The organism is Paenibacillus xylanivorans (assembly GCF_001280595.1).
Lineage (GTDB): Bacteria > Bacillota > Bacilli > Paenibacillales > Paenibacillaceae > Paenibacillus > Paenibacillus xylanivorans.
Genome location: NZ_LITU01000050.1, coordinates 356,594 through 368,977 on the forward strand (window position 1 = coordinate 356,594; position 12,384 = coordinate 368,977).

Here is a 12,384-nt window from a genome sequence, read left to right on the forward strand (position 1 = left end):
AGTGACGGTTCGTAATGATCCCGACGGTCGTAACCGCGTCAACGTCAACATGTTTACCGGAAACGTGTATGTTACTGATTTTGCCGACATCCCGGCGTTTGGCAACATTCGAGATCGGAAGCTGGATGATGTATTCCATGAGTGGTCGGCGGAACATCCTTTGAACCAGACAGTGAACTGTCATTGTGATGCTGCTTCTTGCTGCGGTCCGAATTTGCTGGTGGCAGATATGTATTATAAAGGTGTGGATTTCAAATCGAGAAAAGCAATTACACGTTGATATTCCAGGTGTATTCCTGAAATAGATCAAAAAGGGGAGTTTCGACTTGGGTATTCATACCGAATTTCATCTCGGGCAGTTGGTATTTAATCTGGTCTGTGTGTTTCTGCTCGTATTTTTGAATGGCGTATTTGTCGCAGCGGAATTTTCCCTGGTTAAAGTTAGACAGACTCGCCTCACTCAATTACAGAGTGAAGGGAATAAGTTGGCTGGTTATGCACTGAAGGTGAATGGTAAATTGGATGCCTATCTATCAGCAACCCAGTTCGGAATCACGCTGACATCGCTGGGGCTTGGTTGGCTCGGCGAACCGGCCATTTCCGAATTGCTGGTCGAGCCTCTGATGTTCAAGCTTGGTGTAGCGGATACAGGACTTATATCCACGGTATCTGTCATTATCGGTTTCTGTATTATTACGTTTCTGCATATTGTGCTGGGTGAGCTTGCGCCCAAATCCCTGGCGATTCAAAAAACAGACGGAGTGGCTTTGCTGTTATCCGCACCGTTGCTGTTATTTTATAAAATCTTCTTCCCGTTCATCTGGGTGCTGAATGCGTCAGCCAATGCACTGCTGCGTTTGGCAGGCATTGAACCTGCCAGCGAAGGGGAGGCTCATTCGGAAGATGAACTTCGCATTTTGATGAAGCAAAGCGCCAAGAGTGGTGTCATCGACAAGGATGAAATCAAACTGATGGATAACATCTTTGATTTCTCGGATATGCTGGCACGTGAAATTATGCTGCCACGTACGGATATGGACTGTCTGTATACTCACATGTCGCTGGAAGAAAACCTGAAAATCATTAATGCAACGAAGCATTCCCGTTACCCTGTAGCTGTTGAGGATAAGGATGAGATTATCGGATTCATCCATATTACCGATTTGCTTCTGGCTGAACCAGAGCAGCAGCATGATCTGTCTGCGCTTGTTCGCCCGATTCTGAATGTTCCTGAATCAATGGAGATCAGCCATGTGCTTCGTCTGATGCAGAAAAAGCACTCCCAGATGACACTGGTGGTCGACGAATATGGCGGAACCGCTGGCTTGCTGACTGCCGAAGAGATTTTGGAAGAAATCGTTGGTGATCTCTATGATGAGTTCGAGGACGAACGTCCGCATATGGAGCGCGATGGAGAAGCCTTTTCCATCGATGGTCGTTCCCTTATTGAAGAGGTCCATGAATGGACTGGAGCTGTCATTGAGGATGAGGAAGTCGATACGATTGGCGGGTGGCTGTTCAAGGAACTGGAAGGTAGTGCGGTCAAAGGCAAAACACGGGAGCAAAACGGTTATGTCTTTGAAGTGGAAGAATCTACCCGTCTCCGAATTACTCGAGTGAAGGTATATAAGCGGCCTGTTGCTGAAGAAGATAAGATGGAAATGGGAGAACAGGAACCAGGTTCGATGCAGGATGATGATCGTGAACGTAACAGGGACTGAGCATGCGTGAAATAATCATCGATGGATATGGCCACCATACCCATCGAAATGACCTTCGGAGACCGCCCAGTGGGGTGAGTCATCGAGGGTCTTTTTTTGCGTTCCTCTAAATATGGGATTAACTTGAGGGACAGCGACATATGGTATAGAGACGGGAAATGAAAGCTTGTAATGATGCGATGTGGAATGTACCAAATCAGTGATGAAGGAGGCGTTGTTCTGTGTCAGATCCGCAGCTTCGTGCTTACGTTCCTTTTGTGGGGCCGTTTGATCCATGTCCACCGAAGGCGATTCGGACGTACCTGGTTCCTCCGCAATTGTTTATCCCATTTCAGCCGATGGGCTGGCCGCAGTTCAGTCCTGCAGAAGCCTTAAGAATTGGAACGTTGTGGCCTGCTTTATACAGTCCTTATACACCCGCGAGCTCGAAGGGAAGGAAGGTGGAAGCAGATGGAATCTGAATCATCCAAAGCCTGTGATGCAAGATACTATGAACTGCTGGAGGAACTTCAGGCCCTGGATTTTGTATTGGTTGAGCTGAATCTGTATCTGGACACCCACCCGGGTGACTATCAGAGCATTGAGCAATACAACAAATTCAGCCAGGAGCGGATGAGGGTAGCACATGAGTTTCAGCAATTGTACGGACCGCTGATGAACTTTGGGCATGCTTTCTCCAAATATCCGTGGGAATGGTCCCAGACGCCTTGGCCTTGGCAAGTGTGAGATAACAGCCTCGGGTTTCCTTGCACGTTCCAGGCTGGGAGCTCGAGGAATCGTAACAGGTTGGATTTGAATTAAAAGAGGAGGCGTCTGCATGTGGGTGTATGAGAAAAAATTGCAATATCCCGTCCGGGTTAGCAAATGTGATCCTCATATGGCGAAATTGCTGGCGGAACAGTATGGAGGCGCAGACGGAGAACTGGCGGCAGCCCTGCGATATTTGAACCAGCGGTATACAATTCCGGAAAAGATTATCGGGCTATTGAATGATATCGGGACGGAAGAATTTGCTCATCTCGAGATGATTGCCACCATGATCTACAAGCTGACAAAGGATGCGTCTGTGGAGCAGCTGGAAGCAGCGGGTCTTGGGCCAAACTATGCACAGCGTGATTCTGCTTTATTCTATACGAATTCCTCAGGTGTTCCGTTTACGGCAGCCTACATTGCTTCAAAAGGAGATCCGATCGCGGATTTGTACGAAGATATTGCAGCGGAAGAGAAGGCCCGGGCTACATATCAGTGGTTGATCGATCTGACGGATGACGTGGATCTGCAGGACAGCCTGAAGTTTCTGCGGGAGCGGGAGATCGTACATTCCTTACGTTTCCGGGAGGCAGTAGAGATTCTGAAGGATGATCGGGAGACAAAGAAGATTTTCTGAATGTTTGGAAAAAGCAGCAGTTCCTAAGATTCAATAATCTTGGAACTGCTACTTTTCTTTGTAGGGATTCTTTTTCTGATGCAATTGATTACTAAAGTTGTATGTTGACCGTTTCTTCGCCAGGGCTTATATAATTAACACTTACTTTATCTGCAGGTACAGAGTGATATCCACCGGTTTGTCCACTGCCCCAGCTGCTATAAATAAGGTTGCTGCCTGAATAATATCCTAGCGTAATATCATGCCATCTTACGTTCTTAATATATGATCCTGTGTTCATGTTCTCGGGTTTTTGGCCAATGGTTGTCATTCTTTTTACTCTCATTCCTGTACCGCTTTTATCCCAACCGCTTACTCCGCTTCTTACAATAGTTGTTGTCAATTGATCACCACTCGTGGTGATCCCCGATACAGCCAACGTGCATTCATTTGGATTAGTTACATAAAACTTCATATAAATGTCTTGCCCTGATCGGTAGCGAGTGTTGCTAGGAACCATGGATCCATTTGCCAAAGTTGTAGGTGCCCAGTTATCAAATGCTGTACTATACTGTAAACCTGCATCTATCCCATTTCCGTTGGAACCCCATCCTCCCAAATATACATAAGGCGTATCCGTAGTCACCTTACCAGTGACGTATGGGGCACCTGGAATAGTTACATAAGTACTTAACCAATTATATCCGTTATTTGAGAAAACTCTTCGGTAAGGGCCAGATCCGCCGATTGGGGAAGGGGACTCAGCTGTGGGTGAAATTAGCGTATTATCACTAACGGGCGGAACTGAAAATGCATCCGTGGGAATTCCAGGTCCAACAAGTTCTTTTCCGGTAGGGCTCTGATAAGTATTGTTATCAACCAAGTCATAAATTTCTGTAGTAGCTTTGAGTTCTATCTTGTTGGAGTAAATGGCACCATCTTCTGTGACGTAGATAACATTTTCCCTGTCTTCTTCGTCCAGACGGGCCATCACGTCAGCAATTACTTCTCGCTCATTTCCGGTGATAGATGAATCGATGTTGATTTCAATATTTTTGTTAATTTCATTTTTCGTGGTATCCGTGTCGATACTACCTTCTGCTAATACAACATTTAATGGACTCAATAACAAAGTTAAGGATAATAAAGAAGTTAGTGATTTTCTTATTTTCAATCTAAAAACTCCCTCTCTAAAAAATTTAATTGAGTTGAGCAGCGGAAAGTAAACACTTTCTTACCAAGACCTTAACGCAGAGGTGCTCGATAATAATTAATTATTTCAGCAACAAAACATCTCCTTTTATGGATTTTATTTACTTCTAAATCATAGTTTTTGTGTAATAATATGTAAGTGACTTTTTTCACTAAAAAGATATGAATTTCTCTATGGTATATCAAGAAATTGAATCAAAATAAAACCACCCCATGCATTGAACAGGGATGGCTTTAATGGTTTTGAAGTTTTTTTACCTAGTATTCAACGACCATGGCAACATTTTGCCACCCAGCGCCAACGGTCCAGAACAGCACTTTATCACCACGCTGAATTTGGCCTGAGGTAATGGCTCGATGCAGCGCAATAAATGGACTACTGGTTGAGGTATACCCGAACTCGTCTCCAATGTAGACGGCAATATCTTCACCGATGCCAATGTTCTCGGATATAGCACGTATGTTGCCAATGGATAATTGAGAAAAACAAGCGGCTTTGATCTCGTCTGCTCCGATCTCGTTACGACTCAACAGCGTGCGAATCGATTCAGAGGCTGCACCTACACAGATGGAATCATCAAACGGTATGAATTTTACATGGAGGGCACCTGCGTCAACACCGGTTTGGCCCAGTTTTGCAAGACCTTGTGCCGGGAAGAGGGAATTGCCGTACACACAGGTATCGGTCTGATAGATCGAGTCAATAAAACCGACAGCCTGCTCGTCCCGTTCAATAATGACAGCTGCTGCTGCGTCCCCGAAGTTCGCGAAGTATACAGGATCGTCTGGACTGGCATGCGGAGCCACGTAATCCGAGCCGATAATCAAAGCACGACGGATTCTGGGATTGCCCAGCATCTGGCGGCTAACCTGTTCAAAGGCAGCGGTCATACCTGCACAGTTGGCATTGCTGTCAATACAGATCGTATGGGATGCCCCGTTAATCAGGCGATGAATCATTAAGGAATTCGTAGGAAAGATGTATTCCGGCGTTTGACTTGCATAAGCAATAAGATCGATATCGGCACCGGTGAGCCCGGTCTTTTCGAGAAGATTACTGGCGGCCTCAAAGGCCATGCTTAGTGAGTTTTCATCATCGTTGTCAATTTTGTAACGTGTATCACGCCCAAGTGCCTGTAAGAGTCCCCGAATATCTATACCTCTTGCATCAAAATGTTCAATGTAAAAGTCATTGCCCACCTTGTTTGTTGGATGATAGATATCGATATCTACAATACGAATTCCAGCCATCTTCATTCTCCTCCTGAGCGGATGGGTGAACCCTCAGCTTGTCCGCCTGGTTTATTAGGTCGTAACTGTGGAGATGATCTCAAGGTTGTCCAGTCCGACAGACCGTCCAAGACGGGACAGCTGCATTTTCAGAATGGCATTATTCTCAAGCGTCAAGACCACTTTTTTATATTCATCTTTTTTAAACATCTGCAGGCAGCCCTCAAGAAGAGGCACAATTTCCGGAGCGGTGACATTCAACTTTTTGCAATCGATATTCAGCTCATACTCCTTGGTGTTAATCGGAGCGATCGTGTCCTGGTATGCCGAGATGGAACGCAAACCGTCTTCTTGAGAGAAAGAGCCCTCCAGATCAATGTTTAACACCTTGTTCGGAACGTCAGTTTTCAGTATAAAACTTCCCATGATTGTTCTCTCTCCTTTAAATAAGTTAAGGCTATCCTGCTAACCAAGACATAGGCCTCAAGGCCCTCGCTGACTGCTTCTGAGATGTAGGCTGATTGGGAGGATAATTTAACCATATTATAAAGGTAGGGATGTAAAAAGATCAATAAAAAAGTCGAATCGTGTATAAAAATGTAGAAGAGTGAATTATTGGATTTCATCCAGTGTAGCGAGCAATATATTAAAAGCACTGATGATCCGCGGAGCACCAACACACGGTGCCAGATGCAACAGAATTCCTTTGAGCTGATCCACGGTTACACCGACACTTAGCGCCATCGTATAATGAACCCCCAATTGCTCATACTGCCCTTGTGAGATCAGTGAGGAAATAATCGCAACTTCTTTCCATTGATCAGTAATGGTTGTGCGCTGAAAAATATCCCCGTAAGCCGTTCCTATAATAAACTCAGCGAGCTCAGGGAACTGATCCTTAATCGGTGCCAGTGCTTTTGCACCATATTCACCGGAAAGCTTTGCAAAACGCTCCAATCCTTGAGTCACTTGTTCACTCATGTTATGTTCCTCCTAATTCAAAGTCACGGTACGATGAGCCGTGGGTGGAATCTCGTCACGATCGGTAAGAAGCTCAATTACAGTAACCTGGTTGAGCTGCTGCGCTGTCTGGAGAGCAGAGACGAATTCGGTCCGTGTTTCCGCCCGATAAGCAACAGCACCGAGGGACTCGGCAAACTTTGCCGCATCCACGGGAACCTCGTATAAGGTGCCATCGATTCGACCTGTTGTTTTCTCCATGCCTTTCAGTGCCATATCCAGCTGCTTATTGTTTACTACGATGAAGATGATTGGCAGATTGTTGCATACAGCGGTGTTAATCTCGGTTCCAAGCATCATGAAGCATCCGTCACCTGTAATGCATACAATGGTTTCTTCCGGTGCTGCGGTCTTGGCTCCAATGGCCATGCCGATGGCATTGCCCATGCAGGCAAAATAGGCGTCAAACACAAAGCTGCCAGGTTTCTTGACTTTATATCGTTGAACCGCATGAAAACCATGGCTGCCATCATCCACAAACAGCTTATGATCATATGGAAGCATCTCACTCATTTCTTCCAGCACGGAAGCCAGGGACAAGTTCGGCAGATATGGGAGAGGTACGGTGTAATTAACAGTTGTCGTTTCTCTAGGGACAACAGGTTGTTCTGTCAGTGAACCGAGCAAAAACTGCAGGTTGTCCTTCAAGTCGCCGGTGATATGTAAGGTTGGAGCATGAAGTATTTTACCAACGAATGTAGGATCGGTGTCGAATTGGATTAGATATGCAGGGTGGTTTTCAGGCTTCAGATTACAGATCGTCATATCACTCAGACGTGAACCGAGTACGATATAGAGATCACTTTGATTCAGCAACTCATCTGCATGAGGGAAGCCGCCAACACCGCAAGGTCCATGGTAGAGGGGATGATCCCAAGCAATGGCACCTTTTCCTCCGGGAGAAGTAATGACAGGAATATTGAAATGTTCGGCAAAATGGAGCAATTCATCATGGGCTCTAGCGCGATTGACGCCCTTGCCTGCAATAATTAAAGGGTGACTGGATTGTTGAAGCAAGGGGAGGACATGATTCAGATTGGATACGCTAATCAGGGGTTCGGGCTCAGGAGTCACAACCCGGAAGTCAGAGAGCTGTTCGGTCTGTACATCAAACGGAAGACAGAGATGGACCGGACCTTTGTTGGGTCCGAGTGCAATGGAAAGCGCATGATTCAATATGGTGCTGAAATGATCGCCGCGCTCTACCAGCTTGCTGAACAGGGTAGCAGGACGGAACATCTCCGCCAGATCGGCCAAGTAGGAAGAGGAGTCCTGACATTGCGGAAGCCCCAATTCCTGAATGGATTGATGACCCGTAATAAACAGGACAGGCAAGTTATTGGCCTTGGCATGGGCGGCGGCGGTGAGCAAGTTGGTTCCGCCCGGACCTGAAGTAGCGAAGGCCACACCCAGTTTCCCTGTTTGGAGGGCATAGCCCGATGCGGCAAAGCCTGAACTGGATTCATGACGACCTGGAATGAATTCCAAGCCGTAATCGACCATTTTCAGGACAGCAGGACATATAGATTTTCCGATAATACCAAAGACATGAGTAACGCCTAAATTACGCAGAGCTTCTGCCAAATAGTCCGCAACTGTTCTCATGCGGGACACCTCGCTTCACAAAATAGGTTTTTGGACCCACAGGTCAAGTTCCATTTTTGGAGTGTATGTCGTTGTCTAAGGTTGTAAAAGGAAATAAATCCTTGTTAATAGGAAGAGTAGCTTTTTTTGTGGTTTTTTGTCAACTGGTTTTATGAGTATAAGTTCCTAATTCTTAGGTTGGAAACGCTTAATGCTATGTCCTATAAGAGAAAATAAATTGGTTATATATTCCTGCAACAAATGACCTATAAACAAAAATTATAGAATAAAATGTAAAATAATAAAAAATATGATAGATTTGTTTTGTGTGATCAAATGATAAGCGTGTGCTTCTTATTTCGCATCCGTTTAAAGGATTGGCAATGTAGAGCTTTCTGTTTATACTGAAATTCGATTGGAGTGAGTTGAATGACAAGGATAAAAATGGCTGTAATTGGACTGGGCAAAATGGGATTACATATGATACATCAGGCGACACAGGCAGAACTATCCGAAAAAGTGGAGATCGTAGCAGTGTGCGATTCCAGTGAGCAACTTTTGACATCGTTTGCTTGCTCTCATCCTGAGACTAAGACGTATATGGATTTCAGGCAATTGCTCGACGCACATCCGGTTGATCTGTTATACATTGCAGTTCCGCCTAAATATCATTATCCCGTCGTTATGGAGGCGTTAGAGCGCAAGATTCATGTTTTCTGTGAGAAGCCGCTGGCAAACAGTGTGGAGGAAGCTAAAGCGATGCTGGAGGCAGCCGAGAAGGCCGGTGTAGTGCACTCAATCCATTTTTCTATGCCGCATGAACCGTCTGTAGTGAAACTGCAAGAGTTGATTCAGCAGGAAACAATTGGTGAGATTCGCAAAATTGATCTGATCCTGCAATTCCCCCAGTGGCCTCGAACGTGGCAGCAAAATGCCTGGATTAGCAGTCGAGAGCAGGGCGGATTTATTCTTGAAGTCGGAATCCACTGGATTCATATGATCCAAAATGTGTTTGGTTCTATCCGCGTAATTAGTAGTCAGGTTCAATTTCCTCAAAATACAGGGGAATGTGAACATGAAGTTCAAGCTGCGATGGAACTGGAGGATGGAACCCGAATCCAGTTAAACGGCATTGCACATTTTGCAGGTGAAGAGCGTGTATCCATGGTGGTTTACGGTACTGAAGGAACGATTGCCCTGGAAAACTGGGATCAACTATGGAGTGGATGCATCGGAGAGCCACTTGTTCCCGTCGAAGTAGAGGAATCCTTAAGCCAGCTGCCTGTACTCAAACACGTTATTGCCCGTCTTCAGGGCCAACCTGCCAAAATATACGATTTCAACGATGGATATCATGCACAGCTTGTCCTTGAAGCGCTGCGTAATCCGGATCAATCCTGATCCCAAAAAGGTACTGAGCTAGAAGCGAATTCGTGTTAAATTTTCTTTCCTTTTGAAAAAAAGAAGCAGATCCCTGTGGAGTAGGGTCTGCTTCTTTTTGTTAATTGGATCTGATCCATAGGGTCAGGACAACTTGAATCGGTTAACCAGTTCATCAAGCGAATCTGACATTTCGTTTAATTGCTTGAAGGTGTCCGCCATTTCCTGTAGGAAAGCAAGTTGTTCTTCAGTCATAGCGGATACCTCTTCCGTGGCGGATGCGGTATCCTCAACTACGGCAGATACTTCGTTAATAGACTTCATCACTGTTTCACTGCCGCTTGTCAGTTGTTCCACAACAGCGGATACATCCTGAACCTCATCGCTGAGATCATGAATGTGCTGGGTAATATTTGTGAAGGCATGCCCTGCATCTTCAATCGTCCGTAATCCTTCGTTGACATGGAGTGTACTTTCATCCACAACCTGCGCCGTGTTTTGCACTCCGGTTACGACGGTTTCCAATATGTTTGTAATTTCCTTTGCTGACGTAGCACTTTGATCTGCGAGATTTCGGATTTCAGAGGCAACGACAGCAAATCCACGTCCATGTTCCCCAGCGCGAGCAGCTTCAATTCCGGCATTGAGTGCAAGCAGATTGGTTTGTCTTGCGATCCCTGACATGGAATCGGCAATGTTAATAACTTGATCAGACATTTCGGAAATTTCGTTAATGGCTTCCTGCACAGACAAGAAGGATTGTTCAATGAACGTTATTTTCCCTACGGCATTATCGATACGCTGTTGTCCATCAACGGCAATGGATTCGGTGCGTACGGCACGTTCAGCCACGTCGGCTGTTGAAGCGGCTACCCGATTTAGCCCAATGAGCGTTTGTTCCATCGCAGTGACCATGGTTTGAGTAAGGGCAACCTGTTCATCGGCACCTTCAGCGACACGTCCCATGGCCGTGGCTACCTCTTTTCCTGCGATGTGATTATCAGAAACGCCTTTATCCAGTCGTTCAGATGCTGCACTTAGAATGGTGGCATTGCTTTGAATAAACCAAAGAGCATGGTGTTGGCAGCCTCGGCCAATTCCCGTGTTTCATCTTTCATCGGAGTGGCAATTCGCAGGGTCAGATCACCATTGGAGGAGCGATATCATTCAGTGCATGCGTCACTGTGCGGATGTTTCTTACAATGGACCGGGACAGGACTAAGGCAGCGATGACTGAGATTAAGGTAACAAGGAACAATGCTCCGTACAACTCCCAGTTCAGTATCTTGTTTTTCTGTTTCAGTGCTTCTGTACGTGTTTCGGTCAGAGCCAGTTCATTGGTTCGGAACGTATTCAGGGATTGCCGAATTTGGTCCATGTCTTTTTTACCGGGATCTGTCGTGAAAAATTGTCGGATGGAAGGAAGATCGTTGGCATGGCGCAACGCAACAATCGGTTCTCCCGCGACTTGAATCCAGTTTGCCATATAACTATGTATATCTTCAAGTAGCTTCAGCTGTGAGGGGTTATCCGAGATTAATGTAGCCAGCTGCTCCTTGAGAACGGCCATTTGTTCTTTTCCGTTTGTGTACGGGTCAAGGTAATTTTCTTGCCCTGTGATCACGTAGCCCCGCTGGCCTGTTTCCATATCCACCATACTCTTTTCGATTTCATATGTCAGAGCGTGTACCTTCATATCGTGATCTACGAGAAAATCCAATTCGCTTTGAAGTTTGCTGGTACTGTTCTGAATCAAAAGGATGCAACCCGCCAATACAGCGAGTACGAGCAAATAGCCCAAACCAATCTTATAAAAAATGTTGAAGGTCCTGTGCTTTTTCATGTTTGTTATTCCTCTCCTTGGGGTATATGTATTTGTCGAAAAAAATTGGATGATAGCTATTATAGTTCTTTGGGTTGGGTGTCTAAAGAACTATTTTTCAGTATTATACTTAAATAAAGTGGAATTGTATATAGTTTGTTTAATTTAAGTATAATGTTTGAGGATAATGAATAACGTTGGCAATACATACGTTTTACATTGCGCGGTTTACACTGCCAAACGTTTATGTTTATCATGGAAGGGGAACGATTCCGAATACATATCCCAATCCGAAAGGAACATTGGACATGACAAGAGAGACGGTATTGCGTAAACCGGAAGCGATGATTTTTGATATGGATGGTACGTTATTTCAGACAGAAACCCTGTTGTTGCCAGCCTATCATCAGCTGTTTGATACATTGCGGGCCGAAGGGCATTTTGAGGGAGAGACTCCTCCTGAAGAACGAATGCTTGGAAGCCTGGGGATGTTGTTAGAAGATATATGGAAAGTGGTTATGCCCGAAGCTTCCGTTGCGGCGCATCGTCGTGCAGATGAACTGCTGCTTCAACTGGAGATTGAGGGACTGGATGGGGGAAGCTCTGTCCTGTACCCGCAAGTGAAAGAGACGCTGGAAGCATTAAAGGAACAGGGTGTGCGCTTATTTGTTGCCAGTAACGGGCTGGAGGACTATGTCAAAGGCGTGGCCTTTGCTCATGAGATCATGCCGCTCTTTGAAGGCGTGTATAGTGCAGGCCAGTACAAGACCCCTTCCAAAGTTAACTTGGTTCAGATCCTTCTTGAGAAGCATCGGATTCAGGATGCATGGATGGTCGGGGATCGCTCTTCTGATGTGGAGGCAGGCAAAATGAACAACCAGACCGTCATAGGCTGTGCCTACGCAGGGTTCGGGAGAGATGAAGAACTTGCAGGATCAGATGTACTGATCTCTGATTTTACGGAACTGCTTCGTTTATATCGGGAAGCAGAATAGAAAAACCTACCGCTCCCACGTCCGAATTGGTATTATCCCCTTTAAGTAGACACT

The 12,384-nt window shown here is 45.6% G+C and carries 13 protein-coding genes and 1 pseudogene; 7 read left to right on the forward strand and 7 right to left on the reverse strand.

Features of this window, described 5'->3' with window-relative positions; translation table 11 throughout:
• The 5 genes and pseudogenes from AMS66_RS33590 to AMS66_RS09395 form a co-directional block, all read left to right on the forward strand.
• Positions 1 to 280: pseudogene (locus AMS66_RS33590) on the forward strand (radical SAM/CxCxxxxC motif protein YfkAB); the annotation flags it as partial.
• A 52-nt stretch (positions 281 to 332) separates the two neighbouring features.
• Entirely contained in the window at positions 333 to 1,721 is a 1,389-nt protein-coding gene (locus AMS66_RS09380) for a hemolysin family protein (protein ID WP_407944533.1), read from the forward strand.
• Between the two features lie 221 nt (positions 1,722 to 1,942).
• Positions 1,943 to 2,182 (forward strand): spore coat associated protein CotJA, encoded by a 240-nt coding sequence (locus AMS66_RS09385; RefSeq protein ID WP_053780529.1) that lies wholly within the window; start codon positions 1,943 to 1,945, stop codon positions 2,180 to 2,182.
• A complete protein-coding gene (locus tag AMS66_RS09390; protein ID WP_053780530.1) occupies positions 2,172 to 2,447 on the forward strand; it encodes a spore coat protein CotJB in 276 nt (91 codons plus the stop codon). Before AMS66_RS09385 ends, AMS66_RS09390 begins: the two co-directional genes overlap by 11 nt.
• Before the next feature lie 91 nt (positions 2,448 to 2,538).
• Complete coding sequence (locus tag AMS66_RS09395; RefSeq protein WP_053780531.1) at positions 2,539 to 3,108, forward strand: manganese catalase family protein; 570 nt, start codon at positions 2,539 to 2,541, stop codon at positions 3,106 to 3,108.
• Between the two features lie 91 nt (positions 3,109 to 3,199).
• Here the strand turns inward: AMS66_RS09395 and AMS66_RS09400 are convergent, their stop codons facing one another.
• The 5 genes from AMS66_RS09400 to AMS66_RS09420 form a co-directional block, all read right to left on the reverse strand.
• Positions 3,200 to 4,261, reverse strand: a complete 1,062-nt coding sequence (locus AMS66_RS09400) for a YrpD family protein (RefSeq protein ID WP_053780532.1) — start codon at positions 4,259 to 4,261, stop codon at positions 3,200 to 3,202.
• A 296-nt stretch (positions 4,262 to 4,557) separates the two neighbouring features.
• Positions 4,558 to 5,550: a 3-oxoacyl-[acyl-carrier-protein] synthase III C-terminal domain-containing protein gene (locus AMS66_RS09405; RefSeq protein ID WP_053780533.1), complete on the reverse strand. Its 993-nt coding sequence runs from the start codon at positions 5,548 to 5,550 to the stop codon at positions 4,558 to 4,560.
• Positions 5,551 to 5,604: 54 nt separating this feature from the next.
• Entirely contained in the window at positions 5,605 to 5,955 is a 351-nt protein-coding gene (locus tag AMS66_RS09410; protein WP_053780534.1) for a hypothetical protein, read from the reverse strand.
• Between the two features lie 186 nt (positions 5,956 to 6,141).
• Positions 6,142 to 6,510, reverse strand: a complete 369-nt coding sequence (locus AMS66_RS09415; protein WP_053780535.1) for a carboxymuconolactone decarboxylase family protein — start codon at positions 6,508 to 6,510, stop codon at positions 6,142 to 6,144.
• A 12-nt stretch (positions 6,511 to 6,522) separates the two neighbouring features.
• On the reverse strand, positions 6,523 to 8,154 hold the full coding sequence (locus AMS66_RS09420; protein ID WP_053780536.1) for a thiamine pyrophosphate-binding protein: 1,632 nt from the start codon (positions 8,152 to 8,154) through the stop codon (positions 6,523 to 6,525).
• Between the two features lie 408 nt (positions 8,155 to 8,562).
• On the opposite strand from AMS66_RS09420, the gene AMS66_RS09425 reads away from it, so the two are divergent.
• The gene (locus AMS66_RS09425; RefSeq protein ID WP_053780537.1) at positions 8,563 to 9,534 is read left to right on the forward strand and encodes a Gfo/Idh/MocA family protein; all 972 of its coding nucleotides are present in this window, start codon (positions 8,563 to 8,565) and stop codon (positions 9,532 to 9,534) included.
• Between the two features lie 123 nt (positions 9,535 to 9,657).
• Here AMS66_RS09425 and AMS66_RS09430 read toward each other — a convergent pair whose 3' ends face one another.
• Entirely contained in the window at positions 9,658 to 10,479 is an 822-nt protein-coding gene (locus AMS66_RS09430) for a methyl-accepting chemotaxis protein (protein WP_053780538.1), read from the reverse strand.
• Positions 10,480 to 10,651: 172 nt separating this feature from the next.
• On the reverse strand, positions 10,652 to 11,356 hold the full coding sequence (locus AMS66_RS09435; protein ID WP_053780539.1) for a CHASE3 domain-containing protein: 705 nt from the start codon (positions 11,354 to 11,356) through the stop codon (positions 10,652 to 10,654).
• Between the two features lie 287 nt (positions 11,357 to 11,643).
• Between AMS66_RS09435 and AMS66_RS09440 the strand changes: the two genes are divergently transcribed.
• On the forward strand, positions 11,644 to 12,330 hold the full coding sequence (locus AMS66_RS09440) for an HAD hydrolase-like protein (RefSeq protein ID WP_024629117.1): 687 nt from the start codon (positions 11,644 to 11,646) through the stop codon (positions 12,328 to 12,330).
• The last annotated feature ends 54 nt before the right edge of the window (positions 12,331 to 12,384 follow it).

Coding starts and splice junctions, on each gene's coding strand:
- AMS66_RS09405 (WP_053780533.1), bottom strand. CDS start 5,550: ATGGCTGGAATTCGTATTGTAGATATCGATATCTATCATCCAACAAAC.
- AMS66_RS09420 (WP_053780536.1), bottom strand. CDS start 8,154: ATGAGAACAGTTGCGGACTATTTGGCAGAAGCTCTGCGTAATTTAGGC.
- AMS66_RS09430 (WP_053780538.1), bottom strand. CDS start 10,479: ATGGGACGTGTCGCTGAAGGTGCCGATGAACAGGTTGCCCTTACTCAA.
- AMS66_RS09415 (WP_053780535.1), bottom strand. CDS start 6,510: ATGAGTGAACAAGTGACTCAAGGATTGGAGCGTTTTGCAAAGCTTTCC.
- AMS66_RS09440 (WP_024629117.1), top strand. CDS start 11,644: ATGACAAGAGAGACGGTATTGCGTAAACCGGAAGCGATGATTTTTGAT.
- AMS66_RS09395 (WP_053780531.1), top strand. CDS start 2,539: ATGTGGGTGTATGAGAAAAAATTGCAATATCCCGTCCGGGTTAGCAAA.
- AMS66_RS09425 (WP_053780537.1), top strand. CDS start 8,563: ATGACAAGGATAAAAATGGCTGTAATTGGACTGGGCAAAATGGGATTA.
- AMS66_RS09390 (WP_053780530.1), top strand. CDS start 2,172: ATGGAATCTGAATCATCCAAAGCCTGTGATGCAAGATACTATGAACTG.
- AMS66_RS09410 (WP_053780534.1), bottom strand. CDS start 5,955: ATGGGAAGTTTTATACTGAAAACTGACGTTCCGAACAAGGTGTTAAAC.
- AMS66_RS09435 (WP_053780539.1), bottom strand. CDS start 11,356: ATGAAAAAGCACAGGACCTTCAACATTTTTTATAAGATTGGTTTGGGC.